Below are 26,498 nucleotides of genomic sequence, written 5' to 3'. Positions count from 1 at the left end.
CCGTGGTCCACGAGATCGGGTCCGTGCTGACCGGCCGCCGGGTGGAGGCCGTGACGGCGACCGGCCGGCTGACGGTGACGCTCTCCGGCGGCGTCGTCGTGACGGTGGAGAACGACTTCCGGCTGCGTACGACCGCCGACGTCGAACACTTCTACCCCGGCCTGACCCTGCCGCCGTCGGGTGCGCTCGCCGCCCTGGTCGGCGCCCACGTCGACGGCGCCTCCGTGACCCGCTCGGGCGGCCTGGAGCTCGCCCTCGACCGGGGCCGCACGCTCTCCGTGCCGCCGGACACCGCCGGGCCCGGCAGCCCCGGGGCCTGGCGGGTGTCCGGCCCGCAGGGGCCGCTGTTCACCGCCGAACCCGGCGGCTACCTGGCGGTCTGAGCACCGGGCGCCCCGCGCCCGGCACTCGGACCGCTGCGGGCCGACCCCACCGCGGGCCGACCACACCGCAGGACCACCGCAGCCCCCACCGCAGCCCCCGCCGCAGCCCTCACCGCAGGTCGAAGACGAGCCTCGCCGCCACCGTGCCGGCGAGCACCTCCGCGAAGCAGGTGTTGACCTCCTCCAGCCGCCGCGACTCCCGCATCACGCGGGTCCGGCCCAGCGCGTGCAGGCGGAACACCTCCGCGAGGTCCTGCCGGGTGCCGACGATCGACCCCACCACCCGGGTGCCGTTCAGGACGGTCTCGAAGACCGGGAGCTCCAGCGTGCCGCCCGCCGGCAGCGCGACCAGCACCAGCGTGCCGCCGCGGCGCAGCGCGCCGTACGCCGCCCGGAAGGACTCGTTGCTGACCGCCAGCGCGATCGCGGAGTCCACTCCGCCGAGGCGCTGCACCTCCGCGGCGACGTCCGTGCCGCGGGCGTCGACGACGTGGTCGGCGCCGAGCTCGCGGGCGAGGGCGAGCTTCTCGTCGGTGACGTCGACGGCGACGGTCTCGGCACCCGCGAGGCGGGCGTACTGCAGGGCGAGGTGCCCGAGGCCGCCGATGCCGGAGACCAGCACGCGGCTGCCCGGCCGTGCCCCGCCGACCCGCACGGCCTTGTAGGTGGTGACCCCCGCGCAGGAGAGCGGGGCGGCGTCGAGCGGGTCGATGCCGTCCGGCACCGGCACCACGTAGTCGCCGTGCGCGAGCGCGTACTCCGCGTACGCGCCGTCCACCGAGTAGCCGGAGTTGTGCTGCTCCGTGCAGAGGGTCTCCCAGCCCGAGACGCAGTGGTCGCAGCGGCCGCAGGCGTCGGCGAGCCAGGGGACGGCGACGCGTTCGCCGACGCGTACGTGCCGCACCAGCGCACCGGCCTCCTCGACGACACCCACGCCCTCGTGGCCGGGGACGAACGGCGGGGACGGCCTGACCGGCCAGTCGCCGCGCGCCGCGTGGATGTCGGTGTGGCACAGCCCGGAGGCCTCGATGCGCACGCGCACCTGGTGCGGCGCGGGCTCGGGAAGGGGACGGTCCTCGATGGTGAGCGGCGCGGTGAAGTCACGCACGACGGCGGCCTTCATGGGGACGTCCTTCCGGTCGGGGGCGACGAGGGACGGCGGCGGGCGGCCGCGGGGTCGGCTCCGGGGGAGGCGGGTGAGGAGCGGGGCACGGGCGCCGCCGGGGTGCCGGCCGGGTGCGACGCGGGCGCGTCCGCCGCGGCAGGGCCCGGCGCGTACGGCGGTCGACCGGCCGACCCACGCTAACCCGGACGGCGGCGCACCGCATGCGGGGAACCCGCAGGCCGGGGTACCGGCGACCCGGTCCCACTGCCTAGGATGACGCGCGTTCAATCCCGGCCGACCGGCCGGGCGGGGGATCGAGGGGGAAGCGTGTTCGGAATCATCAGACCCTGTCGGCACAGCCTGTCCGAAGGGCTGCGCACCGCCTGGACGGCCCACCTGTGCGGCCTGTGCCTGGCCCTGCGTGACGACCACGGGCAGCTCGCCCGGTCGGCGACCAACTACGACGGCCTGGTGATCTCCGTCCTCGTCGAGGCGCAGAGCCCCCGGTCGGCGGGCGGGCGGCGGACGGCCGGGCCGTGCCCGCTGCGCGGGATGCGGACGGCGGAGGTGGCCAGGGGCGAGGGAGCGCGGCTGGCCGCGGCGGTGTCGCTGGCGCTGGCGTCGGTGAAGATGCGCGACCACGTGCTCGACGCGGACGGGGTGTTCGCCCGCCGGCCGGTCGCCGCGGGCGCACGGGCGGTGGCCCGCCGGTGGGACCGGCAGAGCGCGGGCGGCGGCGCGGGCCTCGGCTTCGACACCGCCGTGCTGCTCGACGCGGCGTCCCGGCAGGACGGGTTGGAGCGTTCGGCGGTGGCGGGGTCGTCCGTCCTGCTGGTGACCGAGCCCACGGAGACGGCCACGGCCGCGGCGTTCGCGCACACCGCCGTCCTCGCGGGGCGGCCCTCCCACGCCGGGCCGCTCGCCGAGGCGGGCCGCCTCTTCGGCCGGCTCGCGCACCTGGTGGACGCCGCGGAGGACCAGCAGGCCGACGCGGCAGCCGGGTTGTGGAACCCGCTGACCGCGACCGGTACGTCGCGGGCCGAGGCGGAGCGCCTCTGCCGGGACGCGGTGCACGGCATCCGACTGGCCCTGAAGGACGTCGAGTTCACCGACCGCGCGCTGGTGCACCGGCTGCTGGCCCACGAGACCGGGCTCGCGGTCGACCGGGTGTTCGGGCACGGCGCGGGCTGCGCGGTCGCGTCCGGCCCGTCCGGCGCCCACGGCCCGCACCCGGGCGGGCCGTTGACCGACGAACCGCCCACTCCCCCGCCGCCGCAGCGCCGTTCGCCGCTGGTCGGCTGCGCGGTGTGGGCGGCGATGGCCTGCACGTGCCAACTGCTCTGCTGCGACCACGACGACCCGTTCTCGCGGCAGCGCCGGGAGGGCTTCTGCCAGCGCAACTGCGAGTGCAGCGACTGCTGCGACGGGTGCGACTGCTGCGGCGAGGGCTGCAACTGCTGCGGTGACGGCTGCTGCGACGGCTGCGACTGCTGCGCGTGCGACTGCAGTTGCTGACGTCCGGCCCCGGCCCCGGCATCCACCCGGCACCCGCCCGGGGCCGGGGCCGGTGACCGGGGGCGCCGGGCGGACGGCGGGAAGGCCGCCGGGCGCCGACCCGCGGCACGGCTAGGATCGCCGCCCATGGCGACCTTCGTGCACCTCACCCAGGCGGCGTCCGCACCGCGGATCCGGCGGGCCGGCATCCGCGCGGAGAGCCGCGGCCGGGCGGACTCCCGCGACGGCGTGTTCTGCTTCCCCGTCCTGCGCTCCTGGACGCTGACCCACCAGTGGCTGCGCGAGCTCGCCCGGCATGGCACCCGCGGCGGCATGGTCGCCGTGCAGATCCGGCTGCCCGACACGGAGCCGGTGACCGTCGGCCACTACGGCCGGCAGCCGCGCGAGGTGACCGCCGCCGAGGCCGTCCGGATCCTCGCGGCGATGGACGACCCGCGCGGCTGGGAGGTCTTCGTGCCGCGGGCGGTGACCGCCCGCGAGGTGCACCGCGTCCGCGCGGTGCCGCAGGTCGCCGGCTGGCGGTACATGCCGAACGCGCACGGCCGGGTGCCGTGCACCTGCGACGGCTGCCGGGTCCGCGGCGAGTACGGCTCGCGCCGGCTGCGCGAGCGCCGCCCGCACGAGCTGGACGGGCCGCCGCCCCCGCCGCGGGTCCTGCTCGGACGGCTCGCCGCCGCGGGCACGCACGGCGACCCGGCCGAACTCCGCGAGGTGCTTCGCTGGTTCGCGAGGCGCCGACGCGGACCGGTGGACGCCGTCGCGCCGCTGGCCGGCCATCCCGACCCCGCGGTCCGGGAGGCCCTCGCCTGGGCGGTGGGCCGCTGGTCCACGCCGGGCGCCGCCGAACTGACCGACGTCCTGGCGGCCGACCCCGCGCCGGACGTCCGGGAGGCTGCCGCGTACTGGCGCGAGGAGCGGGCGGAGCTCCGCCGGAGGACCGGCCGCACGGGCTGACGCCGCCCCTCGCGCCGCCCCTCGCGCCGCTCCTGGAACCCACCCGGCAGCCACCCGGCGCGCGGCGCGGTGACGCCGGTGCTCGACGGGCCGGCCCGCGCGCCGGTGGGGTGACCCCGGGGAGGTGAGGCCGTGCCGACGGGTGCTGAACGGCTGTCAGGGGGCCCTCTCCACCGGCTTGACCTCCTCGGCTATGCTGCGCCCCGACCGGGCGCAGGATGCGTCCGAACTGCGGCGATGGGGTGGGAAGCACCATGATGGGACCGGCACACGCGCTCTCGGGCGCGACGGCCTGGCTGGCCGCTGGGGCGGCCGCGTACACCCTGGACCGGCCGATGCCGTGGCCGGTGCTGCTCGCGGGTGCCCTGATATGCGCGGGCGCGGCGCTGGCCCCCGACCTCGACCACAAGGCGGCGACGGTGTCGCGGGCTTTCGGCCCGCTGTCGCGTGCCCTGTGCGAGGTGATCGACAAGCTCGGTGCGGCGACGTACAAGGCGACGCGCGGCAAGGGCGACCCGCGGCGCAACGGCGGTCACCGCACGCTGACGCACACCTGGTTGTGGGCGGCGCTGTCGGGCGCGGTGGCGGCCGGCTTCTCCGCGTACGGCGGGCGCTGGGGTGTGCTGGTGGTGCTGTTCATCCACATGGTGCTGGCCGTCGAGGGCCTGCTGTGGCGCCAGGCCCGGATGTCGAGCGACATCCTGGTGTGGCTGCTGGGTGCGACGAGCGCGTGGACGCTGGCGAGCGTGCTCGACAAGGCGGGCAACGGCTCGAACTGGCTGTTCGACCAGCCGGGCCAGGAGTACCTGTGGATCGGCCTGCCGGTGGCGCTCGGCTCCCTGGTGCACTGCCTGGGCGACGCACTGACGGTGTCGGGCTGCCCGGTGCTGTGGCCGATCCCGATCGGGCGCCGGCGCTGGTACCCGCTGGGCCCGCCGAAGATGATGCGGTTCCGCGCCGGCAGCTGGGTGGAGATCAAGGTCCTGATGCCGGTCTTCATGGGGCTGGGCGCGCTCGGCGCGGTGGCGGCACTCGGCTTCATCGGCTGACTCCGGCTGACTCCGGCCGACCCGACGGCCACCCGCCGCTGCCCCGGACGTCCCCGCCGACGCGGTGTCAGGTCCTGGGCGGCAGCGGGTGGAGGGTGACCTCGGCGAGCCGTCCCCCGGTGATCCGCACGGTCATGTAGGTGCGGTGCGGCCGGCGGCGCCGGTCGGTGGGCGAGCCGGGGTTGAGCAGCCGCAGGCCGCCGGGGGCGGTGGTGTCCCACGGGATGTGGCTGTGGCCGAAGACGAGCACGTCGAGGTCCGGGTAGCGGTCGGCGCAGCGCTGTTCGCGGCCGCGGGCGGGCCCGGTCTCGTGGACGACGCCGAGGCGCAGCCCGTCGAGGTCGGCGCGGGCGGTCACGGGGAGCCGGGCGCGGAGGTCCGGTCCGTCGTTGTTGCCGTGGACGGCCAGCAGGCGGCGGGCCCGGGCCTCCAGGAGGTCGAGGGTGGCGGTGTCGGTCCAGTCGCCGGCGTGCACCACGAGGTCGGCGGTGTCGACGGCGGCGAGCAGGCCGTCGGGCAGCCCGCGGGCGCGGTCGGGCACGTGGGTGTCGGAGACGAGGACGAGGTGCACGTCCGCAGTCTGCCGTCCGGCGCGCCGCACCGGGCGGCGGCTCGCCCTTCCGCCGGCGCCGCTCCGGACGCTACTGTCGGGTAACCGAGTCCGTCCGCCCCGGAGGTGCAGTGATGCCCGGCCGCCCCCTGTCCGCCCGTCTCCTCGGCGGCCTGCTCGTAGCCGCCGGCGCGGCGCACTTCGCCGCCCCCCGGACGTTCGACGCGATCGTGCCGCGTTCGCTGCCGGGCTCGCGCCGCTCCTGGACGTACGCGAGCGGGGTCGCGGAGCTCGCGGTCGGCGCGGCCGTGCTGGCCCCGCGGACGCGGGCGGTCGGCGCACTCGCGGCGGCGGGCCTGTTCACGGCGGTGTTCCCGGCGAACGTGAAGATGGCGTACGACTGGCGCAACCGCCCCGAGCCGTGGCGCACGGCCGCGGTCGCCCGGCTGCCGCTCCAGGTGCCGCTGGTGCTGTGGGCGCTGCGGGTGCGGCGCACCGCCTGAACCACCGCCCCACCGCGGTCGACCATGGCCGACAGCGGCCGACCGGCCCGGGCACGCGGTTCCGGCAGGCAGCAGCTCGGCCCAGGGCCCAGAGCCCAGAGCCCAGAGCCCAGGCTTCAAAATACAGGGTTCAGGGCTCAGGGCTCAGGGCACGACGGTGACCGGCCACCGGCCGGCCTTGACCAGCCGGATGGCGACCGACCCGATGATCCGGTGCCCGGCCTGCTCGGAGGCGCCGACCACGACGGCGTCGGCCTTGAGCTCGTCGGCCGCCCGCACCAGCCCGGTGTACGGGTCGCCGGGGAAGGTGACGAACTGCCAGCGCACCCGGTGGATCCCGCGGAGCCGCTCGGCCCCGGCGTGGATCTCGGCGAGCAGTTCGTCGGCGACGGCCCTGGTGGCCTCGGCGACGGGGAGGCCGAAGGCGGCCGCGGCGCCGAGGACGGGCTGCACGAAGACGACGGCCAGCAGGGCGTTCTGCCGCTGGGCGAGGCCGGCGGCGTACGCGACGGCTCGCCAGGACGCCTCTGAGCCGTCCGCCCCCGCGACGATCACCCTGGGCCCGTCGGTGCCGCGTTCGAAGCCCGCACCGGACGCGGGCAGCGGGCCGACCGACATCTCCTCGCTCACGGCACGAGGGTATCCCCGCCGCGACGGCGACTCCGGGCGGGGGGCGGTCAGCCGTCCGCCGCCGCGAGCGCCTCGGCGACGGTTCCGTAGACGCGCAGCACCTCCTCGACGCCGGCGAGGGAGAGCAGCCCGGCGACGGCCGGCCCGGCGGCGGCGAGCACGAACGAGCCGCCGAGCGTCTCGATCACCGAGCGGGCGCCCAGGAGCAGGTCCAGCCCGGCGGTGTCGCAGAAGGTCAGGGCGCTGCAGTCGACGACCAGCAGGCCGGGCGCGGTCGCGACGGCCTGTTCGAGGGCGCCGCGCAGGGGGCCCTCGCCGTCGCGGTCGAGTTCGCCCTCCGGCCGGACGACCACGCCGTGCGCCGACCGCTGCACCACCACGGTCAGCTGCCCGCCATCCCCTGCCATCTCGCACTCCTCGCACCCGGCCCCGCGCCCCTCCACGATAGGTCGGCCGGGCCGGCGTGGCCCCGCGGGAGGAGCTATCCCGAATTCGGGATAGCATCCCGAATATGAGATCCGATTCGACGGACCTGCGCCTCGCGGCCCGCCTCGCCGAACTCCGCACCGGGCAGGGCTGGTCGCTGGACGAGCTCGCGCTGCGCGCCGACGTCAGCCGCTCCACCCTGTCCCGCCTGGAGCGCGCCGAGATCAGCCCGACCGCCGCCGTGCTGGGCCGGCTCTGCCGCGCGTACGGGCGGACGATGTCCCACCTGCTGGCCGAGGTGGAGGAGGGGCTCGGCGGCCCGGTCCGCGTCGGCGAGCAGCCGGTGTGGACGGATCCGGACTCCGGGTTCGTCCGCCGTTCGCTCTCCCCGCCGCTCGCCGGGATGCGCGGCGAACTCGTGGAGGGCGTCCTTCCGCCGGACGCCCGGATCGCCTACGACGGCCCGTCGGTCGCCGGGCTGGAGCAGCACCTGTGGCTGCTCTCCGGGCGGCTGGAGCTGACCGTCCAGGACACCACCCACCGTCTGGACGCCGGCGACTGCCTGCGCTTCCGCCTCTGGGGGCGGTCGGCGTTCCACTGCCCCGGGCCGGAGCCGGCCCGGTACGTCCTGGCCCTGATCCTGCCGTGACGACACCCCCGCAAGGAGCGTGACCCGTGCCCGCACCCGAACGCCTCACCGCATCAGGGCTGGAGGCGGCCGCCCCGGCCCTCGCCGGGCTGCTGCTGGACGCCGTCCGCGGTGGCGCCTCCGTCGGCTTCCCGGCCGGGCTGACCCCCGAGGCCGCGACCGCCTGGTGGCGCGGCCGGGCCCCGGCCGTCGCCGAGGGCCGGCTGCTCGTCTGGTCGGCCGGGGAGACCGGCCGTCCGACGGGCACGGTCAGCCTGGCGCTGGAGCAGTTGCCGAACGGTGCGCACCGCGCCGAGGTCTCGAAGCTGCTGGTGCACAGCGGGGCCCGGGGCCGGGGCCTGGGCCGCGCGCTGCTCGCGGTGGCCGAGCGGGCGGCCGCCGCGCACGGCCGCACCCTGCTCCTCCTCGACACGGAGACCGGCAGCGGAGCCGAGCACCTGTACCGCTCCGCGGGCTGGACGCCGCTGGGCACGGTGCCCGGCTACGCGACCGACCCGGGCGGCACCCTGCGCGGCAGCACGTTCTTCTTCAAGCACCTCGCCACCGGCCCCTGACCACCCGCCGGGGCCGGGCACGGCGGACGGCCCCTCCCGCCGCGTCCGCCGGGACGCCGCGGGAGGGGCCGTAGGGCGACGGCCGGAGGTCAGGCCCGGCCGGCCGCCTGCTGGGTGCGGCGCGACAGCGAGTCGATGACGACCGCCGCGAGCAGCACCGCACCGGTGATCATGAACTGGAGGGCGTTGCTCAGGCCCTGGATGTTCATGCCGGACTGGATCGAGCCGATCACCAGCGCGCCGAGCAGCGCCGACCACGTCTTGCCGCGGCCGCCGAAGAGGCTGGTGCCGCCGATGACGGCCGCCGCGATGGCGTTCATCAGCAGGTTGCCGCCGCCGGACGTCTGACTGGCCGACTGGATCTGGGCGGCGAGGAAGAGACCGCCGACGGCCGCCATGGTCGACGTGATCATGAAGACCGAGATCCGGATCCACGACACGTTGATACCGGCGCGCCGGGCGCCCTCGATGTTGCCCCCGAGCGCGAAGATCTGCCGCCCGTAGGTGGTGCGCCGGAGGACGAAGTCGAGCACGATGATGAAGATCAGGAAGATCAGCAGCGCCAGCGGCAGACCCTTGTACTGGTTGAGGGTGTACGCCGCGAGGAACGCCACGATCGCGATCAGCCCGGTGCGCACGCCGATGTCCATCATCGGCCGGGACGGCACGCCCGCGGCCTGCCGCCGCCGCGCGTCGTACAGCGAGGCGCCGAGGAAGAGCAGCACGCCGGCCAGGGCCGCGCCGTAGGCCGCGGCCTGCTGGCCGTAGATGGTGGAGTAGAGCCTGGAGACGATGTCCGTGCCGGGCAGGTTGATCGTGCCCTGGCTGCCGAGGATCTGCAGCATCAGGCCGTTCCAGCCGAGGTTGCCCGCCAGGGTGACGACGAAGGCCGGCACGCCGACCTTCGCGAAGAAGAACCCCTGGATCAGACCGACGACGGCGCCGCCGGCGAGCGCGCACAGCAGCGCCACCCACTGGTTGACGCCGTTGGTGACGCTCATGACGGCGAAGATCGCGGCACAGAGGCCGCTGACCGAGCCGACGGACAGGTCGATCTCGCCGAGCAGCAGCACGAACACCACGCCGATGGCGATCATGCCCGTGCCGACGATCTGCTGCGAGAGGTTGGAGAGGTTCTGCGCCGACAGGAAGCTGGAGTTGAGGCTGCCGAAGACCGCCCAGATGATGATCAGGGCGACGATGACGGGCAGCGATCCCAGGTCGCCGCTGCTGATGCGGCGGCGGAACTCCTGGACGTATCCGCCCAGGCCCTGCTGCCGGACGATCAGGCGCGGGTCGACCACCGGGGTGGCGGCCGCCGCCACCTCGACGGGGGCGTTGACACCGCCCTTGGGCATGCTGTCCTCGGGCAGCGGACCGCGTTCGTGTCCTTCTCGGCCGGGTCCGCCGGTGGGGTCGTCGGTCACTGCTGTCCCTCCTGTCCACGGTCTCTGCGACGGGTCACGGCGTTGTCCGTGGCACCGGTGATGGCGGAGATGATCTCCTCCTGGCTGGTGCCGTCGCGCTCGAAGACACCGTTGTTGCGGCCGAGGCGCAGCACCGCGACCTTGTCGGAGACCGCCATGACGTCGGCCATGTTGTGGCTGATGAGGATGACGCCGAGGCCGCGGTCGCGCAGGCGCTCGACGAGGTCGAGCACCTGGGCGGTCTGCTCGACGCCGAGGGCGGCGGTGGGTTCGTCGAGGATGACGACCTTGGGGTCGCCGACCAGGGCGCGGGCGATCGCGACCGTCTGGCGCTGGCCGCCGGAGAGGGACGCGATCGGGATCCGCACGCTCGGGATGCGGATGGAGAGGGTGCTGAGCAGTTCGCGCGAGCGCTTCTCCATCGCGACCTCGTCGAGGATCGCCATCCTCTTGATCTCGCGGCCGAGGAAGAGGTTGGCCACCACGTCCAGGTTGTCGCAGAGCGCGAGGTCCTGGTAGACGGTGGCGACGCCGAGCTGCTGGGCGTCCTGCGGGCGGTGGATGCTCGCCGACTTGCCCTCCCACTCGATGACGCCGTCGTCGGGCACGTAGACACCCGCGATCGCCTTGACCAGGGTGGACTTGCCGGCACCGTTGTCACCGACGAGGGCGACGACCTCTCCGGCTCGCACCTCCAGTTCGACGTCGGTCAGTGCCTGCACGGCACCGAACCGCTTGGAGACCCCGCGCAACGCCAGGACGGGTGGGCCTTCCACGGAACATCAACTCCTTCTGGGTCGACCAGTTCGGGGGGCGGTTACTGGAGGCCCGCCTCCTTGCACGCGGCCGCGTAGTCGGCGGTGCAGATCTGCGCGACGGTGTAGAGGCCGTCCTTGACCACGGTGTCGTTGATGTTGTCCTTGGTGAGCACGATGGGCGTGATGAGGTTGGCCGGGACCTTCTGGCCGCTGCCGCTGGTGGCGGTGGTCGGGACGTCGGTCGGCGTGAGCGAGGTGCCGTTGGCGAACGCCGCGACGATCTTCGCGGTGGCCTCGGCCTCGGGGCCGTACGGCTTGTAGATCGACATGGTCTGGGTGCCGACGAGGATGCGCTGGACACCGTCGAGCTGGGCGTCCTGGCCGGTCAGCGGGACGCTGACGTTGGCGGCCTTGAGGGCGGTCGCGGCACCGGCGGCCATGCCGTCGTTGGCGGAGTAGACGCCGACCAGGTTGGGTGCGCCGATCGCGGTGATGCCGGCGGCGGTCTCCTGGTTGGCGGTCACCGGGTCCCAGTTGGGGGTGTCGTACTCCTTGCCGATCTTCAGCTTGCCGTCGATCGCGCTGTGCGCGCCGGCCTTGAACTGGCCGGCGTTGGGGTCGGTCGGCGAGCCGTTGATCATGATGATCGAGCCCTTGCTCGCGTTGTCGCCGACCGCCGACACGAGGGCCTCGCCCTGGAGCTGCCCGACCTTGTAGTTGTCGAACGAGACGTAGGCGTCGACCGGACCCTGGGCCAGGCGGTCGTAGGCGATGACCTTGGCGCCGGCGTCGTGGGCCTTCTGCACGGAGGCCTGGATGGACTTGGAGTCGACCGCGTCGAGGACGAGGATGGTGTTGCCCTTGGTGAGGGCGGTGTCCACCTGGGTCTGCTGGAGCGTCGCGTCCTGGTTGGCGTTGTAGTAGTCGATCTGCGCGTTGGGCACGAGCTTCTTGATGTTCGACTCGAGCAGCGGCTTGTCGAACTGCTCGTAGCGGGTGGTCTTGGACTCGGGGAGCAGCAGACCGACCTTCACGGTGCCGCCGGCTGCGGCGGACCCGGACGACGTGGAACCGGTCGACTCCTTGGCACTTCCGCAGGCGGCCATGCCGAGACCGACGGAGGCCGCCGTGGCGGCGATGACGAGCTGACGGACAACGAGCTTCACTGGACAGCCTCTCACTCGATCTCACCCCCGGCTCCGAGTCTGCGAGCGTTCCACCGGTGCCGCGACACCGGCTGGGCCAATGTGCCCCGCAAGATCGCCCGTTCGGCCGTACCCGCCGCGGGCCGCGGGTCGGGCGGCCCGCCCTCGGCGGACCTGCACCGGAGATTCACCGGGCGTCGACCAGTGGTCCAGACCAATGCCCTATGCTGACGGTGCACGGTCATGAGGTAGCGCTACGGTACGGGCCAGTGGGGGTCTGCTCGGCATGCCTGGACAACGGACGACGCGCCGCCCGGCGGCGTACCTGGACATCGCGAACGATCTCGGCGAGGGCATCAGGGCGGGGAGACTGCCCGCCGGGCGGAACCTGCCCTCCGAACGCCAGCTCGCCGCCGCCTACGGGGTGAACCGCCAGACGGTGCGCTCCGCCCTGCAGCACCTGAGGGCCCAGGGCTGCGTGGCCGGCGACCGCCTCGGCACGTACGTGCTGGCGGAGCGCGACGGGCGCACCGTGCGGCCCTCGCTGAGCCGGGCGCCCGCGCACGGGTTCCCCGGCTCGCTGCTCGGCACCGCCCGGGCGGTCGACGGCCGCGGCCGGCTGCTGCGCCGGTCGCCGGAGCCCTGGGCCGCGGCCGCCCTGGAACTCCCGGTCGGGCGAGCGGCCCTGACCTACGAGCACCGGCTGCAGGACCCCGACGGGCGGCCCCTGCAGGACGCCGCCTGCTGGTTCGCCCCCGCGCTGGTGATGCTGCTGCCCCAGCTCGGACGGGCCGCCTTCGCCCTCGACGAGAGCCGCGAGGAGGAGGACGCCGGCGCCCGGCTCGGCGACCTCTACGTGTGGGCCGCCATGGCCGGACTGCGGCTGCGGGCCGCCGACACCGTCCACCTCGCCCGGGCGGCCGGCACCCGCACCCCGCCCGCCCGGCTGGAGGTCCGGCGCACCGTCGCCGACCAGCACGGGCGGCCCCTCGTCGGCACGGTCTTCCGGATCAGCGACGAGGACGTCGAACTCCGGTACGCCGACAGCCAGGCGATCCTGGCCGGCGAACGGCCGCCGCGCCCGACCGCCGGGGCGTACCGGATCGGCGAACCCGACCGCGCGGTGCTGCAGTCGTGGGCCTCGCCCAACGCGCCGGACCGCGGGCTCGCCCTGCGCGCCCGGATCGTGCTGGCCTGCGAACGAGCCTCCGCCACGGAGGCGGCACGACGGCTCGGGCACTCCGCGGAGCTGGTCGCCGCCTGGCGCGACCGCTACCGCGCGGGCGGCCTGCTCGCCCTGGAGTCGTCGCCGCGCGGCGCCCGGCCGCCGCACTGACGCCGGGCACCGGGCACCGCACGCCGCACGCCGGGCACCACGCCCCGGACACCGGGCACCGGCGTCAGAACAGGCCGCCCGCCGCCGGGCGGTGCAGCCGGACGAGGGCGTCGACCGCCTCGCCCGCCGTGCCGTGCCCGTCGGGGGCGGGAACGGCGCGGCGCACCCGCTCGGCACGGACGGTCTCCAGGCCGAGGCCGTCGAGGTCGGCGAGCACGTCCTCCGGGGTGAAGAGCACCCGGGCGTCCTGCGGGCCGCCGACGCCCTCCGTGAGGTTGGAGGTGTCGTGGCCGACGACGAGCAGCGTGCCGCGCGGCGCCAGCGAGGCCGCGGCCAGGCGCAGCAGGGTGCGCCGGTCGGCGGCGGGCAGGTGGAGGTAGACGACGAGCACGAGGTCGAAGCCGTCCCGGACCGGCGGGTGGGTGAGGACGTCCGCCTCGACCCAGGCGATCCGGTCGGCGGTGTCCGCGGACAGGCCGGAGGCGAGGGCGCGGCCGCGCTCCAGGGCGACCTGGGAGAAGTCGACGGCGACGGCCTGCCAGCCGCGGCCGACCAGCCAGATGCTGTTGCGACCCTCCCCCGCGGCGAGGTCCAGGGCGCGGCCCGGAGCCAGATCCTCGCACTCGCGGACCACCCAGCGGTTGGGGGCGGCGCCCCAGACCGGATCCTCCGCGCGGTAGCGGTCGTCCCATGCCTGACTGTCCATCGGTGGCCTCCCGGGCGTCGGAGTCTCCGAGCGTACGCGCGACCGCGGTATGACCTTGGTAACCCCGGCCGGGGCCGGCGGCGCCGACGGGTGGCGGCGGGACGCCCGTCCACCGGCACGGAGGGCAGACGAACGATCGTTCCGCCACCGGGCGTGCGGGGCTCCGCGGCACTCCCCGCGGGCGGGGGAAGCACCCTGGTCACGGGAGGGTTCCGGTCCCCCGTCTGACGGTCCGAAAGGTTGTTAGGTTAGGCTTTCTTGCCCTACTGTCTGCGTGCTGGAAGCCCGTCCCCGCTCACTCGGAGTGCGCCATGTCTGCCCGCCGCCGTTCGACCGCCGCGACCCTCCTGATCCTCGCCGTCGCCGGGGCCGCGCTGGCCGGTTGCTCCACGAAGGACGAGGCCGCCTCGGCCGACGCGGTCCGGGTCGACGCCTCGGACGACGCCTGCGCGCTCTCGAAGACGACCTTCCCGGCCGGCGCCGTCGAGTTCGCCGTGCACAACAAGGGCTCCAAGAGCACCGAGGTCTACGTCTACGCCGCCGGCGACAAGATCGTCACCGAGCGTGAGAACATCGGCCCCGGCACCAGGGTCACCATCCACGCCGAGATCAAGGCCGGCGCGTACGAGGTCGCCTGCAAGCCCGGCATGACCGGCGACGGCATCCGCCAGAAGATCACCGTCACCGGCGCCGGCGACGCCGCCGCCCCCAAGGCCGACGCCCGCCTGGAGGCCGCGGTCACCGCCTACCGCACCTACGCGCAGGAGCAGGCCGACGCCACGATCCCGGTCGTCGAGCAGTTCGCCGCCGCGATCAGGGCCGGCGACACGGAGAAGGCCAGGTCGCTGTTCGCACCGTCCCGCGTGGGCTGGGAGCGCACCGAGCCGATCGCCGAGAGCTTCGGCGACATCGACCCGAAGACCGACGTCCGCGAGGACGGCCTGGAGCCCGGCCAGACCTGGACGGGCTGGCACCGCCTGGAGAAGTCCCTCTTCGCCGACAACCGGATCGGCGACGAGGAGAAGACCCTCGCCGACCAGCTGGTCACCGACCTGAAGGACTGGCAGAAGCGCGTCCCGACCGCGGAGATCACCCCGACCTCCATGGCCAACGGCGCCAAGGAACTCCTCGACGAGGTCGCCACCGGCAAGGTCACCGGCGAGGAGGACCGCTACTCGCACACCGACCTGTCGGACTTCGCGGGCAACGTCGAGGGCGCCGAGAAGGCCTACGAGCTGCTGAAGCCCGTCGTCGCCGAGAAGGACGCCGCGCTGGCCGCCACCCTGGACACCGAGTTCGCCGCGATCAGGACCCTGCTCGCGAAGTACAAGCAGGGCGACGTCTACACCTCGTACGACAAGGTCGGCGAGCCGGAGCGCAAGGTCTTCGCGACCGCGGTCAACGCCCTGGGCGAGCCGCTGTCGAAGCTGGCCGCCGCGGTCGTCGCCAAGTAACCCGGCACCCCGCACCCGCGCCCCGCCGTGGCGGCCCACCCGGCCGCCACGGCACCCGCAGAGTCAGGACGAAGGACACGCCCGTGGACGCCGAAACGCCCGAGCCGACCGCCCAGGACACCACCCCCCGGGACACCGCCGTCGAGGCGGCCGCCCCCAGCCGCCGGGCCGTGATCGGCTGGGCCGGAGCGGGCCTGGCGCTCGGCGCCGCAGCGGCCGGCTCGGTCGCCGCCGCCACGATGCACGAGGCCGGCCCCGCCGCGCCGGGCATCGACTCCACCGTCGACATCCCGTTCTACGGCGACCACCAGGCGGGCATCGCCACGCCCGTCCAGGACCGCCTGCACTTCGCCGCCTTCGACGTCACCACCACGGACCGCGCGGCCCTGGTGAAGATGCTGAAGGAGTGGACGAAGGCCGCCGCCGCGATGACCGGCGGCCGCGAGGTCGGCACTGGCGCCACGGGCGGCATCCCCGAGGCGCCGCCGGACGACACCGGCGAGGCGCTCGACCTGCCCGCCTCCCGCCTCACCCTGACGATCGGCTTCGGCCCGACCCTCTTCGAGAAGGACGGCGTCGACCGCTTCGGCCTCAGGGCGCGGCGGCCCGAGGCCCTCGTCGACCTGCCGAAGTTCCCCGGCGACCGGCTGGAGCCCGGCCGCACCGGCGGCGACATCTGCGTGCAGGCCTGCGCGGACGACCCGCAGGTCGCCGTGCACGCCATCCGCAACCTCGCCCGGATCGGCATGGGCGTGGTGAACGTCCGCTGGTCGCAGCTCGGCTTCGGCAAGACCTCCTCGACCACCCCCGAGGCGCAGACCCCGCGCAACCTCATGGGCTTCAAGGACGGCACCCACAACATCGCCGGCACCGACGACGCGGCACTCGCCGCGCACGTGTGGGCCGCCGCCGGCGAGGGCCCCGAGTGGATGACCGGCGGCTCGTACCTCGTCTCCCGCCGGATCCGCATGACGATCGAGACGTGGGACCGCACCGCGCTGCAGGAGCAGGAGGACGTGTTCGGCCGCAGCAAGGGCGAGGGCGCCCCGGTCGGCAAGCAGAAGGAGCGGGACACCCCGGACCTGTCCGCGATGAAGAAGGACGCCCACGTCCGCCTCGCGCACCCGGACAGCAACGACGGGCTGATGATCCTGCGCCGGGGCTTCTCCTTCACCGACGGCACGGACGGCCTGGGCCGCCTCGACGCCGGCCTGTTCTTCCTCGCGTACCAGCGCGACACCCGCAAGGCGTTCGTGCCGCTGCAGGCGCGGCTGGCCGCGAACGACGCGCTCAACGAGTACATCGTGCACGTCGGCTCCGGGCACTTCGCGTGCCCGCCCGGCATCCGCAAGCCCGGCGAGTGGTGGGGCCAGGCCCTCTTCGGCTGAGCCCCGACCCTGCCCTCGTACCACCTCCACCCCCGGGAGCCCCTGTGTTCGGCAACTACCTGATCGGACTGCGCGAAGGCCTCGAAGCCAGCCTCGTCGTCTGCATCCTGATCGCCTACCTCGTCAAGACCGGGCGGCGCGACCGCCTCGCCCCGGTGTGGGCGGGCATCGCGGCGGCCGTCGTGCTGAGCATGGCGTTCGGCGCGGTGCTGCAGTACGGGTCGACCCAGCTGAGCTTCGAGGCGCAGGAGGCGCTCGGCGGCTCGCTGTCGATCATCGCCGTCGGCCTGGTCACCTGGATGGTCTTCTGGATGCGGCGCACCGCGCGGCACCTGAAGGCCGAGCTGCACGGCAAGCTCGACGCGGCACTGGCGATGGGCACCTTCGCCCTCGTCCTCACCGCGTTCCTCGCCGTGGGCCGCGAGGGCCTGGAGACCGCGCTGTTCATCTGGACGGCCGTGCAGGCCACCAGCGACGGCGTCCGGCCGCTCGTCGGCGCCGCACTCGGCCTGCTCACCGCCGTCCTGCTCGGCTGGCTGTTCTACCGCGGCGCGCTGAGGATCAACCTCGCGAAGTTCTTCACCTGGACGGGCGCGATGCTCGTCGTCGTCGCCGCCGGCGTCCTCGCGTACGGCGTGCACGACCTGCAGGAGGCCGGCTGGATCCCCGGCCTGCACGCCCAGCCCTTCGACATCTCCGGTGCCGTCCCGAAGGACAGCTGGTACGGCACCCTGCTCAAGGGCGTCTTCAACTTCCAGCCCGACCCGAGCTGGCTTCAGGTGGTCGCCTGGGCCGCGTACCTCGTGCCGACGCTGGCGCTGTTCCTGTGGCAGCCGGGCGGCTCCGCACCGAAGCCCGCCGCCCCCGCGCAGACCTCCCCCGCCGCGGGGAAGCCCTCCGCCTGAGCCCGGCCCGACGGGCCTGCACCCCCACCTGAGCCCGGCCCGACGGGCCTGCACCCCCACCTGAGCCCGGCCCGACGGGCCTGCACTCCCTCAGGGGTGCAGGCCCGTCGGCATGTCCCGGGCTAGCGGTCGAGGAGGACCAGCGAGCGGCCGCCGCGGCCGGCGGCCATCCGCTCGAACGCTTCCGGGATGTCCTCCAGGCCGATCCGGTCGGTGACGAGCGCGTCGAGGTCGAGGCGGCCGGACCGGATGTGGCCGGCGATCTCCGGTACCGACTCGACCGGGTCGCAGTTGCCGTACACGCAGGCGGTCAGCGTGCGGGCGTAGTGGAAGAGCTCCAGCGCGGAGAAGGAGACCATGTCCTGCTTGCCGCCGATGCCGACCACCGTCGCCCGGCCACCGCGCCGGGTCGCGGACCAGGCGGAACGGATGGCGTCACCGCGGCCGACGCACTCGAAGGCGTGGTCGGCGCCGCGGCCGCCGGTGATCTCCCGGACGGCCTTCGGCGTGCTGTCGTCGGCGAGCAGGAAGTCGGTCGCGCCGTGCAGGCGCGCCAGCTCCTCCTTCTCCGGGGAGACGTCGACGGCGATCACCCTGACGGCACCGGCGATCCGGGCGGACTGCAGGACCGTCAGGCCGATGCCGCCGAGGCCGTAGACCACGACGGACTCCCCCGCCCGCACCCGGGCCGCGTTGTGCACGGCGCCGTATCCGGTGAGCACCGCGCAGCCGAGCAGGGCGGCGGAGTCCAGCGGCACCCCGGCGGGCAGCGGCAGGACGGCGCGCTGGTCGACGACGGTCTCCTCGGCGAACGCCCCGACGCCGAGCCCGGGGTGCAGGCCGGTGCCGTCGGGCAGGGCGGCGTACAGCCCGGTGGAGGCTGCGGCGGCGTTCTCGCACAGCCACGGCTCGTCGGCCGCGCAGCAGGCGCAGGAGCGGCAGGCGGGTGCCCAGTTGAGCACCACGGCATCGCCCGGCCGGACGCCGGTGACGCCCTCGCCGACCGACGCGACGGTGCCGGCGCCCTCGTGGCCGAGCACCAGCGGCACGGCGGCCCGCAGCATGCCGCGGGTCATGGAGAGGTCGGAGTGGCAGACGCCGGCGGCGGTCAGCCGGACCCGTACCTGGCCGGGGCCGGGCTCGGGGAGGTCGATGTCGACGATTTCGAGCGGGGCCCCGGCGGAGCGCAGGACGACGGCACGGACCATGGCGGTCACCTCGGTGGTCTCGGTGGTCTTCGGGAGAGGTCTTGGGGAGGGTCGTCGGGAGGGTCTTGGGGAGGGAGGCGGCCCGGCCGGGCCCGGAGCGGTCGGAATCGGACCCGGCCGGAGCGGTCGGAGCGGTCAGAACTGGAGGGACTTGGTCTGCAGGAACTCCTCCAGGCCGTACCGGCCGAGCTCGCGGCCCACGCCGGAGTTCTTGTAGCCGCCGAACGGCGCGAGCGGGTTGAAGCGGCCGCCGTTGATGTCGACCTGGCCGGTGTCCATGCGGCGTGCGAAGGCGGCGGCGGTCTCGTCGTCGGCGGCCCAGACGGCCCCCGCGAGGCCGTACTCGGTGCCGTTGGCGATCTCCAGGGCGTGGGCCTCGTCGCGGTAGGGGAGCACCACGAGCACCGGCCCGAAGATCTCCTCCTGGGCGGCGGCGGAGTCCGGGTCGACGTCGGCCAGCACGGTGGGGCGGACGTAGTAGCCGCGCTCCAGGCCCTCGGGCTGCTCGGGGCCGCCGGCGACCAGCCGGGCACCGCCCTCGACGGCGCCGGTGATGTAGCCGCGGACGCGCTCGCGCTGGCGGGCGCTGACCAGCGGGCCCAGGCGGGTGGCCGGGTCGGCCGGGTCGCCGGGGGTGTACTTGGCCGCGGCGGAGGCGGCGATCGCGAGGGCCTCCTCGTACTGGTCGCGGTGGACGAGGAGGCGGGTCCACGCGGTGCAGGTCTGGCCGGTGTTGGCGAAGACGTTGGCGATGTTGACGTTGACCGCGCGGGCGAGGTCGGCGCCGGGCAGCACCACGTTGGCCGACTTGCCGCCGAGTTCCAGGGCGACCCGCTTGATGCCGCGTCCGGCGCTCTCGCCGATGGCGCGGCCGACGGCGGTCGACCCGGTGAAGGAGACCAGGTCGATGCCGGGGTGGTCGGCGAGTGCGGCGCCGACCACCGTGCCGAGGCCGGTGACCATGTTGAACACCCCGGGCGGGAGGTCCGCGCCGTCGACGATCCGGGCGAAGAGCCGGGCCACCAGGGGCGTCTCCTCGGACGGCTTCAGCACCACGGTGCAGCCCGCGGCGAGCGCCGGGACGACCTTGGCGACGATCAGGTGCAGCGGGTAGTTCCACGGTGTGACCGCGGCGACGACGCCCGCGGGCTCGCTGTAGACCGTGGAGTTGCCGACCTTCTCCTCGAAGGCGTACGAGGCCAGCACGTCGAGGTAGGCCGTGGCGACGGCGATGGGGGTGCCCGCCTGGACGGCGTCGGCGAAGCCGATCGGGGTGCCGAGCTCGGCGGTGACGGTGGTGGCGATCTCGGCGCGGTGCGCGACCAGCCCGTCGCGGAGCCGGGTGAGAGCGGCGAGCCGTTCCTCGCGGGTGGTGGCGGCCCAGCCGGGGGCGGCGGCCCGGGCCGCGGCGACGGCGGCGTCCACGTCGGCGCGGGTGCCCGCGGGGACGGCGGCCAGCGGCTGTTCGGTCGCCGGGTCGATCACCTCGATGGTGTCCGGGCCGGTGGCCGGCCGCCATGTGCCGCCGATGTAGTGGTCCGCGTAGTGCTGCACCCGATGCTCCTCGCTGTCCGCCCCGACTTTAACTAGCAGTGATAGTTAAGTGGCGCGGGGGCGGCCGGCGCAAGAGACCCGACAGGACCGCCCGCAGGGTGCGACCAACACCACACCCAGCCCGGCCCCGCACCTTCCCCCCGCCGCACCCGGCCGCCGCCCGGGCGGCGGTCCGCCCCGCACCCCCGGCGGTAGGGTGTGGTCGCATGGACGCTCGAACAGCCCGCACCGATCCCGCTCCCCCACGGTCGGCGGCCCGCGAGCGACTCCTCACGACGGCCTCCGAACTCTTCTACTCCGAGGGCGTCCAGGCCGTCGGGGTCGACCGGCTGATCGCCGCCGCCGGCGTCACCAAGGCCACCTTCTACCGCCACTTCCCCGGCAAGGACGCCCTCGTCCTCGCCTACCTCGACACCCGCGACCGCATGGTCCGCGAGCGGCTCGCCGAAGCGGCCGCCGCCGCACCCGACCCGCGCGGCACCCTCGCCGTGCTGGTCGAGGCCCTTTCCGCCGAGGTGTGCGGGCCGGGCTTCCGCGGCTGCCCCTTCATCAACGCCGCCGCCGAGTACCCGGACCCCGCACACCCCGTACGGCTCCTGGTCGCCGCGCACCGCCGCTGGTTCCTCGACGCCCTCACCGGCCTGCTCACCGCCTGCGGCCACCCGGACCCGGCGGCCGGCGCCGGCACGCTCCTCCTGCTGCGCGACGGCGCGATGGTCGGCGGGTACCTCGACGGCCCCGGCACCCGCACCCGGATCGCGCAGGCCGCGACGGCCCTGGTCGGACCGCTGCCCCCGGTCGCCTGACATCCCGACCGGCCGCGCCCACCCCGGCACCGCCCCGGCACGTCCCGCGCCGACCCCGAAGCCGGACCCGGACCCGGAGTCGGACTTGGAGTCGGACCCGGTGCCGTCGCTCGCACCGGACGCCCGGTGCCGGCCCGCCGCGACCGGGCGCTAGGGTGCTGCCACCCACCCCCAGGAAGGCCGTGCGATGTCCGACCCGACCGACGACGCCCACCCCGCCGGCCGCCCCGCCGGCCACCGGCCGGACACCCGCCTGCGCGTCGCCGTGCTCGGCGCGGGCAGCATCGGCTGCCACCTCGGCGGGCTGCTGGCGTCCGTCGCCGACGTCACCCTGATCGGCCGCCCGGCCGCGATGGACGAGCTGCGCACCCACGGCCTGACCCTCACCGGCGGCGGCCGGGCGACCCTCACCGTGCCGGCCGACCGGCTGCACCTGGCGACCGCGCCCGACGCCGTCGAGGGCGCCGACCTCGTGCTGGTGACGGTCAAGTCGGCCGCCACCGCGGAGGCCGCCGCGTCCGTCGCCGACCGGCTCGGGCCGCGGACCGCCGTGGTCAGCTTCCAGAACGGCCTGCACAACCCCGCCGCGATCCGCGCCGCGGTCGGCGACCGCCCGGTGATCGCCGGCATGGTGCCCTACAACGTGCTGCAGACCGGGCCCGGCGTCTTCCACCAGGGCTCCGGCGGGACGCTGATGACGGACGACCAGCCGGCCGGCGCCCCGCTCGCGGCCGCGGCCCGGGCCGCGGGCCTCGCCCTCGAACAGCGCGCCGACATGCGCGAGGTGCAGCACGGCAAGCTGCTGATGAACCTCAACAACGCCGTCAACGCGCTCTCCGGGCTGCCCCTGCGCGAGGAGCTCGGCCACCGCGCCTACCGGCGCTGCCTGGCGCTCTGCCAGCGCGAGGCGCTCGCCGCCATGCGCGCCGACGGGGTGCGGCCGGCCCGGCTCGGCGCGCTGCCGACGGCACTCCTGCCCCGCCTGCTGGCGCTGCCCGACGGCGTCTTCCGGCGGCTGGCCGCGGCGACGCTGCGGGTCGACGCCGAGGCCAGGTCGTCGACCTGGGAAGACCTGCGGCGCGGGCGGCGTACCGAGATCGACAGCCTGCAGGGCGAGGTCGTCGCCATGGCGGCGCGGCACGGCCTGGCCGCGCCCGCCAACGCCCGCCTGATCGAGCTGGTGCGCGCCGCGGAGGCCGCGGGCCCGGAGCGGCTGCCCGCCCTGGGCGGCGCGGAGCTGCTGGCCGAGCTGACGGCCGCCACGGCGGCGCACCGCCGCCGGGGCCTGTCCGACGATCCCCGCCGCGCGCGCGGCGTCGCGCGCTGATCCGACGCGAACCGTCCGACAGGAACCGGACCCCCCGAATACGAGTCCAGGATGCGCATTCGATAGGCTCGCCGACGTGAGGCTGACCAAGAGCACCGACATCGCCCTGCGCATCGCCATGCGGCTGGCCGTGCTGGACGAGGCGTCCAACCCGACCACCCGCGAGGTCGCGGCGGCCGTGGACGTGCCGTTCACGCACGCGGCGAAGGTGGTCAGCCGATTGCAGCGCCTCGGCGTCGTGGAGGCCCGGCGGGGGCGCAGCGGCGGCCTGGCGCTCACGCTCGCCGGGCGCACCGGTTCGCTCGGCGCCCTGCTGCGCGAACTGGAGGGCGTGGGCGACGTGGTGGGCTGCGAGGACGATCCGCCGTGTCCGCTGCGGGCGGCCTGTCGGCTGCGCGGTGTGCTGCGGCAGGCACAGGAGGCGTTCTACGCGGTGCTCGACCCGCTGTCGGTCGAGGACCTGGTGGCGTCGCCGACCGGCCCGGTGCTGCTCGGGCTGTCGGCCCGCCCGCCGCACTGAGCACTCCGGGCACGACTCCTGCCGCAACTCCTGCCGCAGTGCGGCCGTCGGGCTGCGGCAGTCATCAAAATACGAAGATCATTTACCTATTAGGAGTTCACGCGATGCTCTCCCCGCAGAACGCGCCGGTCGTCGAAGCCACGCTGCCGGTCGTCGGCGCCGCCGTCGGCGACATCACCGAGCGCTTCTACGAGCGGCTCTTCGCCGCCCACCCGGAACTGCTGCGCGACCTCTTCAACCGCGGCAACCAGGCGAACGGCAGCCAGCAGCAGGCCCTCGCCGGGTCGATAGCCGCCTTCGCCTCCGCCCTCGTCGCCCACCCGGACCAGCGGCCGGACGGCATGCTCGCCCGGATCGCCCACAAGCACGCCTCGCTCGGCGTCGCCCCGGAGCTCTACCCGGTCGTCCACGAACACCTCTTCGCCGCGATCGTCGACGTGCTGGGCGAGGCCGTCACCCCGGAGGTCGCGGCCGCGTGGGACGAGGTGTACTGGCTGATGGCCAACGCCCTGATCGCCCTGGAGAAGGGCCTGTACGCGGCCGCGGGCAGCGCACCCGGCGCACCGCGCCGCCCGTACACGGTGGTGGCACGGCTGCTGGAGACCTCCGACGTCGCCACCTTCCTGGTGCGCCCGGCCGACGGCGGGCCGGTGCCGGCCGTCCGGCCCGGCCAGTACGTCTCCGTGCAGGTCGAACTGCCCGACGGAGCACGGCAGATCCGCCAGTACAGCCTCTCCGGACAGCCCGACGGCGCCCTGCAGTTCTCGGTCAAGCGGGTGGCCGGCACCCCGGACGGCGAGGTCTCCGACCACCTGCACGCGCACGTCACCGCGGGCGACGTGCTGCTGCTGAGCCCGCCGTTCGGCGACGTCACCCTCGACGACGGCGACGGCCCGGTGCTGCTCGCCTCGGCCGGCATCGGGTGCACCCCGATGATCGGCATGCTCGCCCACCTCGCCGCCACCGGCTCCGGGCGGCGCGTCACGGCCGTGCACGGCGACCGCGACGAGCTCTCCCACGCCTTCCGCGCCGAGCTGCACCAGCTCGTCGCGAAGCTCCCCGGTGCCGAGGCGCACGTCTTCTACGAGCGGCCGCTCGGCGACCACCCGGCCGACCGGACCGGGCTGGTCGGCCTCTCGACCGTCGACGTGCCGGCCGGCACCACCGCGTACCTCTGCGGCCCGCTGCCGTTCCTGCGCGCGGTGCGCGGCGAGCTGATCGCGGCGGGCGTCCGGCCGGCGGACGTGCACTACGAGGTGTTCGGCCCCGACCTGTGGCTCGGCGCGGACGCCTGACCCCGGCCGTACCCGCCCGGCGCCCGGCGCCCGGGCATCGGGCATCGGCCGTCGGGCTCAGCCGCCGAGGCGGCCCTCCAGCTGGCCCAGCAACTCGGCGAGCCGCGCCGCGAGTTCGTCGTGGCGGTCACCGGTGAGCCCGGCCAGCGCGACACGCTCGAACGCCAGCTGGTCGGGCAGGATCCGGTCGACCAGTTCCTGCCCGTCGGCGGTGAGCCGCACGTGGGCGACCCGGCGGTCCCGGGTGTCGGCGCGCCGCTCGACCAGCCCGCGGTCCTGCAGCAGGCGCAGGCGCTTGGTGACGGCGGCGCCGGAGGAGAAGGTCTCCCGGGCGAGCTCTCCGGGCGTCAGCTCGTGGCCGGTGCGGCGCAGTGCGCCGAGCAGGTCGAACTCGGCGCGGTTGAGGCCCGCACGCCGCAGCGGGGCGTCCTCGGCCTGCTGGAGCAGTGCGGCGCAGCGGTTGATCCGTCCGATGATCTCCATCGGGCCGGTGTCGAGGCCGGGGTGGACGCTCCGCCACTGCCCGACCACCGCGGAGACCGTGTCGATGTGGGCCGGCTGCGTCACCGTGTCGTCCCCTCCCGGGCCGGCGGGCCCTGCAGTCGTACCGTCGCTGCGAGCGTACGGTGTCCGGCACGTTCCTCGGCGACCACCTGCTGTTCGGGCAGTGCACGCTGCCACCACTCACCGGTGGCGGCGTCGGCGGCGGTGCGCAGGTCGACGAGGGCGCCGGTGAGGGTACGGCGGGCCGCGGCGAGCGTGGCCGGCTGGAGGGCGGGAGCCGGGCCGGTGAGCAGGCGGTCGGCGGCGGTGCGGGCGCCGGCGGCGGCGGTGAGGGCGTGTTCGAGCCGGGCGCCGGCCCGGCGGTTGGTGACGAGCAGCACGGCGACCAGGCCGGCGAGCGCGCCGGTGAGGGTGTCGGCGACCCGGTCGGTGATGAGCTCGCCGGTCTGCTGGGTGCGGCCGAACTCGGTGACGAGCAGCGCCATGGGGGTGACGCAGACGCTGCCGAGCCAGTAGTTGCGCGCGATCAGCGCCTCGGCGCCGAAGCCCGCGGCGAGGCAGCACAGGACGAGCGGGACGGCGCCCTGACGGGCGATCGGCGCGACGGCGGCGAACAGCAGCACGCCGAGGAGGTTGCCGACCACGCGCTGGAGCGTGCGGTTCCAGGTGAGGGTGAGGTTGACCTGGTACAGCGAGGCGGCGGTGACGATCGCCCAGGAGGGGCGGCCGACGCCGAGCGCGGCGGCGGCCCAGCCCGCCAGGGCGCAGCCGAGGAAGGTGCGGGTGGCGATCGGCAGGAGCGGGGAGCCGGGCCCGAGGGCGCGCAGCGGAGAGCGGGCGGGCCTGGCATGTCCGGCGAACTCTGCGGCGAGGCCGAGGAGTTCGTCCTCGCCGCCGCCGGTGGCCGGCACGGGGCGGCCGGTGCGCAGCGTACGGGCGTGCGCGGTGAGGGCGGCGGCGGGCAGGCGGGTGGCCCGGGTGTCGTGGCCGTCGGCGAGGGCGTTCTCGGCGTGCACGACCAGGCGGGCGAGGGACGCGCGGTCGGGGGACGCCCGGTCGGGGGTGCGGGGGCCCGCGGCGAGCAGGCACTGCCAGGCGGAGTGGACGGCGGCGGCGAGGCCGGCGCGGTGGCGGTCGCGGGCCGGGGCGTCCGTGGCGAGGGTGAGGGCGGCGGCCGCGTCGAGGGCGCGGGCGACGGCGTACCGCTCGGGGCCGTCGCGGCGGACGAGGGCGGGGGCGAGGCAGACCAGCCAGGCGAGGGCGCCGGCCGCGGCGGTGAGGGCGAGCCGGCCGGGGATCCGGTCGGCCGTGATCGGGGCGAAGAGGGTGGCGGAGCTGACGAAGGCGAGGATCACGTGGCCGGGCGGGCCTGTCCGGGTGGCGTCGCAGAGGGCCTTCTGCACCGCGGCGAGCAGGGCGCCGATCGCGACGAGCAGGACGACGGAGGTGGTGAGCGCGGCGGCGGCCATGGCGGCGGCGCTGCCGGCGAGCATGCCGAGCACGACTCCGCCGACGGCGCGGCTGCGGGCGCGGTAGGGCAGGTGGTGGCCGTAGAGCGCGCAGAGCGAGCCGGCCGTGGTGGCGGTGGCGAGGTCGAGGCGGCCTGCGGCGAGGAGTGCGCCGTCGGGGATCGCGGTGGCGACGACGACGCTGAGGGCGGGCTTGAACCAGATGTCGGACGGCCGGCCGAGTCTGAGCGCCGCCACGACCGGGAGGGGTCGGACGCGGTGGGCGGCGAGGGGGCTCGGTGCGGTGCTCACAGGGAAAGTTTAGCAAGTGTTTTACCCGTGAATGATTTGTCCTGCGGCGCCGCCTCCCCGCAGCACCGCCGGCCCGCCCGCCCGGGT

27 protein-coding genes are annotated in these 26,498 nt (G+C 75.2%); 15 read left to right on the top strand and 12 right to left on the bottom strand.

The annotated features are described in order from the left end of the window. Positions 1 to 2 precede the first annotated feature (2 nt). Positions 3 to 383 carry a DUF6188 family protein gene (locus OG335_RS30510; protein WP_405014354.1) on the top strand — a complete coding sequence of 127 codons (381 nt, stop codon included), beginning with the start codon at positions 3 to 5 and terminating at the stop codon, positions 381 to 383. 109 nt (positions 384 to 492) lie between these two features. Here the strand turns inward: OG335_RS30510 and OG335_RS30505 are convergent, their stop codons facing one another. After that, positions 493 to 1,506, bottom strand: coding sequence for a zinc-dependent alcohol dehydrogenase (locus OG335_RS30505; RefSeq protein ID WP_405014353.1), 1,014 nt, complete (start codon positions 1,504 to 1,506; stop codon positions 493 to 495). A gap of 309 nt (positions 1,507 to 1,815) precedes the next feature. On the opposite strand from OG335_RS30505, the gene OG335_RS30500 reads away from it, so the two are divergent. The 3 genes from OG335_RS30500 to OG335_RS30490 all read left to right on the top strand — a co-directional run bounded on the left by OG335_RS30500 (position 1,816) and on the right by OG335_RS30490 (position 5,006). Then, complete coding sequence (locus tag OG335_RS30500) at positions 1,816 to 3,003, top strand: DUF5685 family protein (protein WP_405014352.1); 1,188 nt, start codon at positions 1,816 to 1,818, stop codon at positions 3,001 to 3,003. 126 nt (positions 3,004 to 3,129) lie between these two features. Beyond that, positions 3,130 to 3,957, top strand: coding sequence for a HEAT repeat domain-containing protein (locus OG335_RS30495; protein ID WP_405014351.1), 828 nt, complete (start codon positions 3,130 to 3,132; stop codon positions 3,955 to 3,957). A gap of 254 nt (positions 3,958 to 4,211) precedes the next feature. Continuing rightward, positions 4,212 to 5,006, top strand: coding sequence for a metal-dependent hydrolase (locus OG335_RS30490; protein ID WP_405014350.1), 795 nt, complete (start codon positions 4,212 to 4,214; stop codon positions 5,004 to 5,006). A 67-nt stretch (positions 5,007 to 5,073) separates the two neighbouring features. On the opposite strand, the gene OG335_RS30485 is transcribed toward OG335_RS30490, so the two are convergent. Next, positions 5,074 to 5,577, bottom strand: a complete 504-nt coding sequence (locus OG335_RS30485) for a metallophosphoesterase family protein (RefSeq protein WP_405014349.1) — start codon at positions 5,575 to 5,577, stop codon at positions 5,074 to 5,076. 113 nt (positions 5,578 to 5,690) lie between these two features. Between OG335_RS30485 and OG335_RS30480 the strand changes: the two genes are divergently transcribed. Continuing rightward, positions 5,691 to 6,059: a MauE/DoxX family redox-associated membrane protein gene (locus tag OG335_RS30480; RefSeq protein WP_405014348.1), complete on the top strand. Its 369-nt coding sequence runs from the start codon at positions 5,691 to 5,693 to the stop codon at positions 6,057 to 6,059. A 144-nt stretch (positions 6,060 to 6,203) separates the two neighbouring features. On the opposite strand, the gene OG335_RS30475 is transcribed toward OG335_RS30480, so the two are convergent. After that, complete coding sequence (locus OG335_RS30475; RefSeq protein ID WP_405015579.1) at positions 6,204 to 6,677, bottom strand: universal stress protein; 474 nt, start codon at positions 6,675 to 6,677, stop codon at positions 6,204 to 6,206. 59 nt (positions 6,678 to 6,736) lie between these two features. Further along, positions 6,737 to 7,096, bottom strand: coding sequence for an STAS domain-containing protein (locus OG335_RS30470; protein ID WP_405014347.1), 360 nt, complete (start codon positions 7,094 to 7,096; stop codon positions 6,737 to 6,739). Between the two features lie 104 nt (positions 7,097 to 7,200). Between OG335_RS30470 and OG335_RS30465 the strand changes: the two genes are divergently transcribed. Next, a complete protein-coding gene (locus OG335_RS30465) occupies positions 7,201 to 7,764 on the top strand; it encodes a helix-turn-helix domain-containing protein (RefSeq protein ID WP_405014346.1) in 564 nt (187 codons plus the stop codon). 26 nt (positions 7,765 to 7,790) lie between these two features. After that, on the top strand, positions 7,791 to 8,318 hold the full coding sequence (locus OG335_RS30460) for a GNAT family N-acetyltransferase (protein WP_405014345.1): 528 nt from the start codon (positions 7,791 to 7,793) through the stop codon (positions 8,316 to 8,318). Positions 8,319 to 8,407: 89 nt separating this feature from the next. Here the strand turns inward: OG335_RS30460 and OG335_RS30455 are convergent, their stop codons facing one another. From OG335_RS30455 to OG335_RS30445, 3 genes are all read right to left on the bottom strand, one after another. Further along, the gene (locus OG335_RS30455) at positions 8,408 to 9,676 is read right to left on the bottom strand and encodes a sugar ABC transporter permease (RefSeq protein WP_405015578.1); all 1,269 of its coding nucleotides are present in this window, start codon (positions 9,674 to 9,676) and stop codon (positions 8,408 to 8,410) included. Positions 9,677 to 9,741: 65 nt separating this feature from the next. Further along, positions 9,742 to 10,521, bottom strand: coding sequence for an ATP-binding cassette domain-containing protein (locus OG335_RS30450; protein WP_405014344.1), 780 nt, complete (start codon positions 10,519 to 10,521; stop codon positions 9,742 to 9,744). A gap of 41 nt (positions 10,522 to 10,562) precedes the next feature. Further along, positions 10,563 to 11,669 carry a substrate-binding domain-containing protein gene (locus tag OG335_RS30445; RefSeq protein WP_405014343.1) on the bottom strand — a complete coding sequence of 369 codons (1,107 nt, stop codon included), beginning with the start codon at positions 11,667 to 11,669 and terminating at the stop codon, positions 10,563 to 10,565. A 265-nt stretch (positions 11,670 to 11,934) separates the two neighbouring features. Here OG335_RS30445 and OG335_RS30440 point away from each other — a divergent pair, with 265 nt between their 5' ends. After that, entirely contained in the window at positions 11,935 to 12,984 is a 1,050-nt protein-coding gene (locus tag OG335_RS30440; protein ID WP_405014342.1) for a GntR family transcriptional regulator, read from the top strand. A gap of 64 nt (positions 12,985 to 13,048) precedes the next feature. On the opposite strand, the gene OG335_RS30435 is transcribed toward OG335_RS30440, so the two are convergent. Beyond that, positions 13,049 to 13,690 carry a class I SAM-dependent methyltransferase gene (locus OG335_RS30435; RefSeq protein WP_405014341.1) on the bottom strand — a complete coding sequence of 214 codons (642 nt, stop codon included), beginning with the start codon at positions 13,688 to 13,690 and terminating at the stop codon, positions 13,049 to 13,051. Between the two features lie 311 nt (positions 13,691 to 14,001). Between OG335_RS30435 and efeO the strand changes: the two genes are divergently transcribed. The 3 genes from efeO to efeU all read left to right on the top strand — a co-directional run bounded on the left by efeO (position 14,002) and on the right by efeU (position 17,437). Beyond that, on the top strand, positions 14,002 to 15,144 hold the full coding sequence (gene efeO, locus OG335_RS30430) for an iron uptake system protein EfeO (RefSeq protein ID WP_405014340.1): 1,143 nt from the start codon (positions 14,002 to 14,004) through the stop codon (positions 15,142 to 15,144). A gap of 83 nt (positions 15,145 to 15,227) precedes the next feature. Continuing rightward, complete coding sequence (gene efeB / locus OG335_RS30425; protein WP_405014339.1) at positions 15,228 to 16,532, top strand: iron uptake transporter deferrochelatase/peroxidase subunit; 1,305 nt, start codon at positions 15,228 to 15,230, stop codon at positions 16,530 to 16,532. Positions 16,533 to 16,576: 44 nt separating this feature from the next. Beyond that, positions 16,577 to 17,437 carry an iron uptake transporter permease EfeU gene (gene efeU / locus OG335_RS30420; protein ID WP_405014338.1) on the top strand — a complete coding sequence of 287 codons (861 nt, stop codon included), beginning with the start codon at positions 16,577 to 16,579 and terminating at the stop codon, positions 17,435 to 17,437. 122 nt (positions 17,438 to 17,559) lie between these two features. On the opposite strand, the gene OG335_RS30415 is transcribed toward efeU, so the two are convergent. Next, a complete protein-coding gene (locus OG335_RS30415) occupies positions 17,560 to 18,645 on the bottom strand; it encodes a Zn-dependent alcohol dehydrogenase (protein ID WP_405014337.1) in 1,086 nt (361 codons plus the stop codon). A 135-nt stretch (positions 18,646 to 18,780) separates the two neighbouring features. Then, the gene (locus OG335_RS30410; RefSeq protein ID WP_405014336.1) at positions 18,781 to 20,199 is read right to left on the bottom strand and encodes an aldehyde dehydrogenase family protein; all 1,419 of its coding nucleotides are present in this window, start codon (positions 20,197 to 20,199) and stop codon (positions 18,781 to 18,783) included. Between the two features lie 206 nt (positions 20,200 to 20,405). On the opposite strand from OG335_RS30410, the gene OG335_RS30405 reads away from it, so the two are divergent. The 4 genes from OG335_RS30405 to OG335_RS30390 all read left to right on the top strand — a co-directional run bounded on the left by OG335_RS30405 (position 20,406) and on the right by OG335_RS30390 (position 24,147). Next, positions 20,406 to 21,005 (top strand): TetR/AcrR family transcriptional regulator, encoded by a 600-nt coding sequence (locus tag OG335_RS30405; protein ID WP_405014335.1) that lies wholly within the window; start codon positions 20,406 to 20,408, stop codon positions 21,003 to 21,005. 187 nt (positions 21,006 to 21,192) lie between these two features. After that, positions 21,193 to 22,332 carry a 2-dehydropantoate 2-reductase gene (locus OG335_RS30400; RefSeq protein ID WP_405014334.1) on the top strand — a complete coding sequence of 380 codons (1,140 nt, stop codon included), beginning with the start codon at positions 21,193 to 21,195 and terminating at the stop codon, positions 22,330 to 22,332. Positions 22,333 to 22,408: 76 nt separating this feature from the next. Further along, positions 22,409 to 22,852 carry an RrF2 family transcriptional regulator gene (locus OG335_RS30395; protein WP_405014333.1) on the top strand — a complete coding sequence of 148 codons (444 nt, stop codon included), beginning with the start codon at positions 22,409 to 22,411 and terminating at the stop codon, positions 22,850 to 22,852. A 104-nt stretch (positions 22,853 to 22,956) separates the two neighbouring features. After that, entirely contained in the window at positions 22,957 to 24,147 is a 1,191-nt protein-coding gene (locus tag OG335_RS30390; protein ID WP_405014332.1) for a globin domain-containing protein, read from the top strand. Between the two features lie 57 nt (positions 24,148 to 24,204). On the opposite strand, the gene OG335_RS30385 is transcribed toward OG335_RS30390, so the two are convergent. Then, positions 24,205 to 24,714 carry a MarR family winged helix-turn-helix transcriptional regulator gene (locus OG335_RS30385; RefSeq protein WP_405014331.1) on the bottom strand — a complete coding sequence of 170 codons (510 nt, stop codon included), beginning with the start codon at positions 24,712 to 24,714 and terminating at the stop codon, positions 24,205 to 24,207. After that, entirely contained in the window at positions 24,711 to 26,411 is a 1,701-nt protein-coding gene (locus tag OG335_RS30380) for an FUSC family protein (RefSeq protein ID WP_405014330.1), read from the bottom strand. Before OG335_RS30380 ends, OG335_RS30385 begins: the two co-directional genes overlap by 4 nt. Between the last annotated feature and the right edge of the window lie 87 nt (positions 26,412 to 26,498).

Origin of the sequence: Kitasatospora sp. NBC_01539 (assembly GCF_045040525.1) — a bacterium.
Classification (GTDB): domain Bacteria; phylum Actinomycetota; class Actinomycetes; order Streptomycetales; family Streptomycetaceae; genus Kitasatospora.
This window is presented reverse-complemented; position numbering and strand designations above follow the sequence as displayed.

Excerpts from the sequence above, each read along its gene's own strand:
- OG335_RS30470 (WP_405014347.1), bottom strand. The coding sequence starts at position 7,096 with ATGGCAGGGGATGGCGGGCAGCTGACCGTGGTGGTGCAGCGGTCGGCG.
- OG335_RS30400 (WP_405014334.1), top strand. The coding sequence starts at position 21,193 with ATGTCCGACCCGACCGACGACGCCCACCCCGCCGGCCGCCCCGCCGGC.
- OG335_RS30480 (WP_405014348.1), top strand. The coding sequence starts at position 5,691 with ATGCCCGGCCGCCCCCTGTCCGCCCGTCTCCTCGGCGGCCTGCTCGTA.
- OG335_RS30495 (WP_405014351.1), top strand. The coding sequence starts at position 3,130 with ATGGCGACCTTCGTGCACCTCACCCAGGCGGCGTCCGCACCGCGGATC.
- OG335_RS30440 (WP_405014342.1), top strand. The coding sequence starts at position 11,935 with ATGCCTGGACAACGGACGACGCGCCGCCCGGCGGCGTACCTGGACATC.
- OG335_RS30455 (WP_405015578.1), bottom strand. The coding sequence starts at position 9,676 with ATGCCCAAGGGCGGTGTCAACGCCCCCGTCGAGGTGGCGGCGGCCGCC.
- OG335_RS30475 (WP_405015579.1), bottom strand. The coding sequence starts at position 6,677 with ATGTCGGTCGGCCCGCTGCCCGCGTCCGGTGCGGGCTTCGAACGCGGC.
- OG335_RS30465 (WP_405014346.1), top strand. The coding sequence starts at position 7,201 with ATGAGATCCGATTCGACGGACCTGCGCCTCGCGGCCCGCCTCGCCGAA.
- efeO (WP_405014340.1), top strand. The coding sequence starts at position 14,002 with ATGTCTGCCCGCCGCCGTTCGACCGCCGCGACCCTCCTGATCCTCGCC.
- OG335_RS30505 (WP_405014353.1), bottom strand. The coding sequence starts at position 1,506 with ATGAAGGCCGCCGTCGTGCGTGACTTCACCGCGCCGCTCACCATCGAG.
- OG335_RS30390 (WP_405014332.1), top strand. The coding sequence starts at position 22,957 with ATGCTCTCCCCGCAGAACGCGCCGGTCGTCGAAGCCACGCTGCCGGTC.
- OG335_RS30415 (WP_405014337.1), bottom strand. The coding sequence starts at position 18,645 with ATGGTCCGTGCCGTCGTCCTGCGCTCCGCCGGGGCCCCGCTCGAAATC.
- OG335_RS30435 (WP_405014341.1), bottom strand. The coding sequence starts at position 13,690 with ATGGACAGTCAGGCATGGGACGACCGCTACCGCGCGGAGGATCCGGTC.
- OG335_RS30490 (WP_405014350.1), top strand. The coding sequence starts at position 4,212 with ATGATGGGACCGGCACACGCGCTCTCGGGCGCGACGGCCTGGCTGGCC.
- OG335_RS30405 (WP_405014335.1), top strand. The coding sequence starts at position 20,406 with ATGGACGCTCGAACAGCCCGCACCGATCCCGCTCCCCCACGGTCGGCG.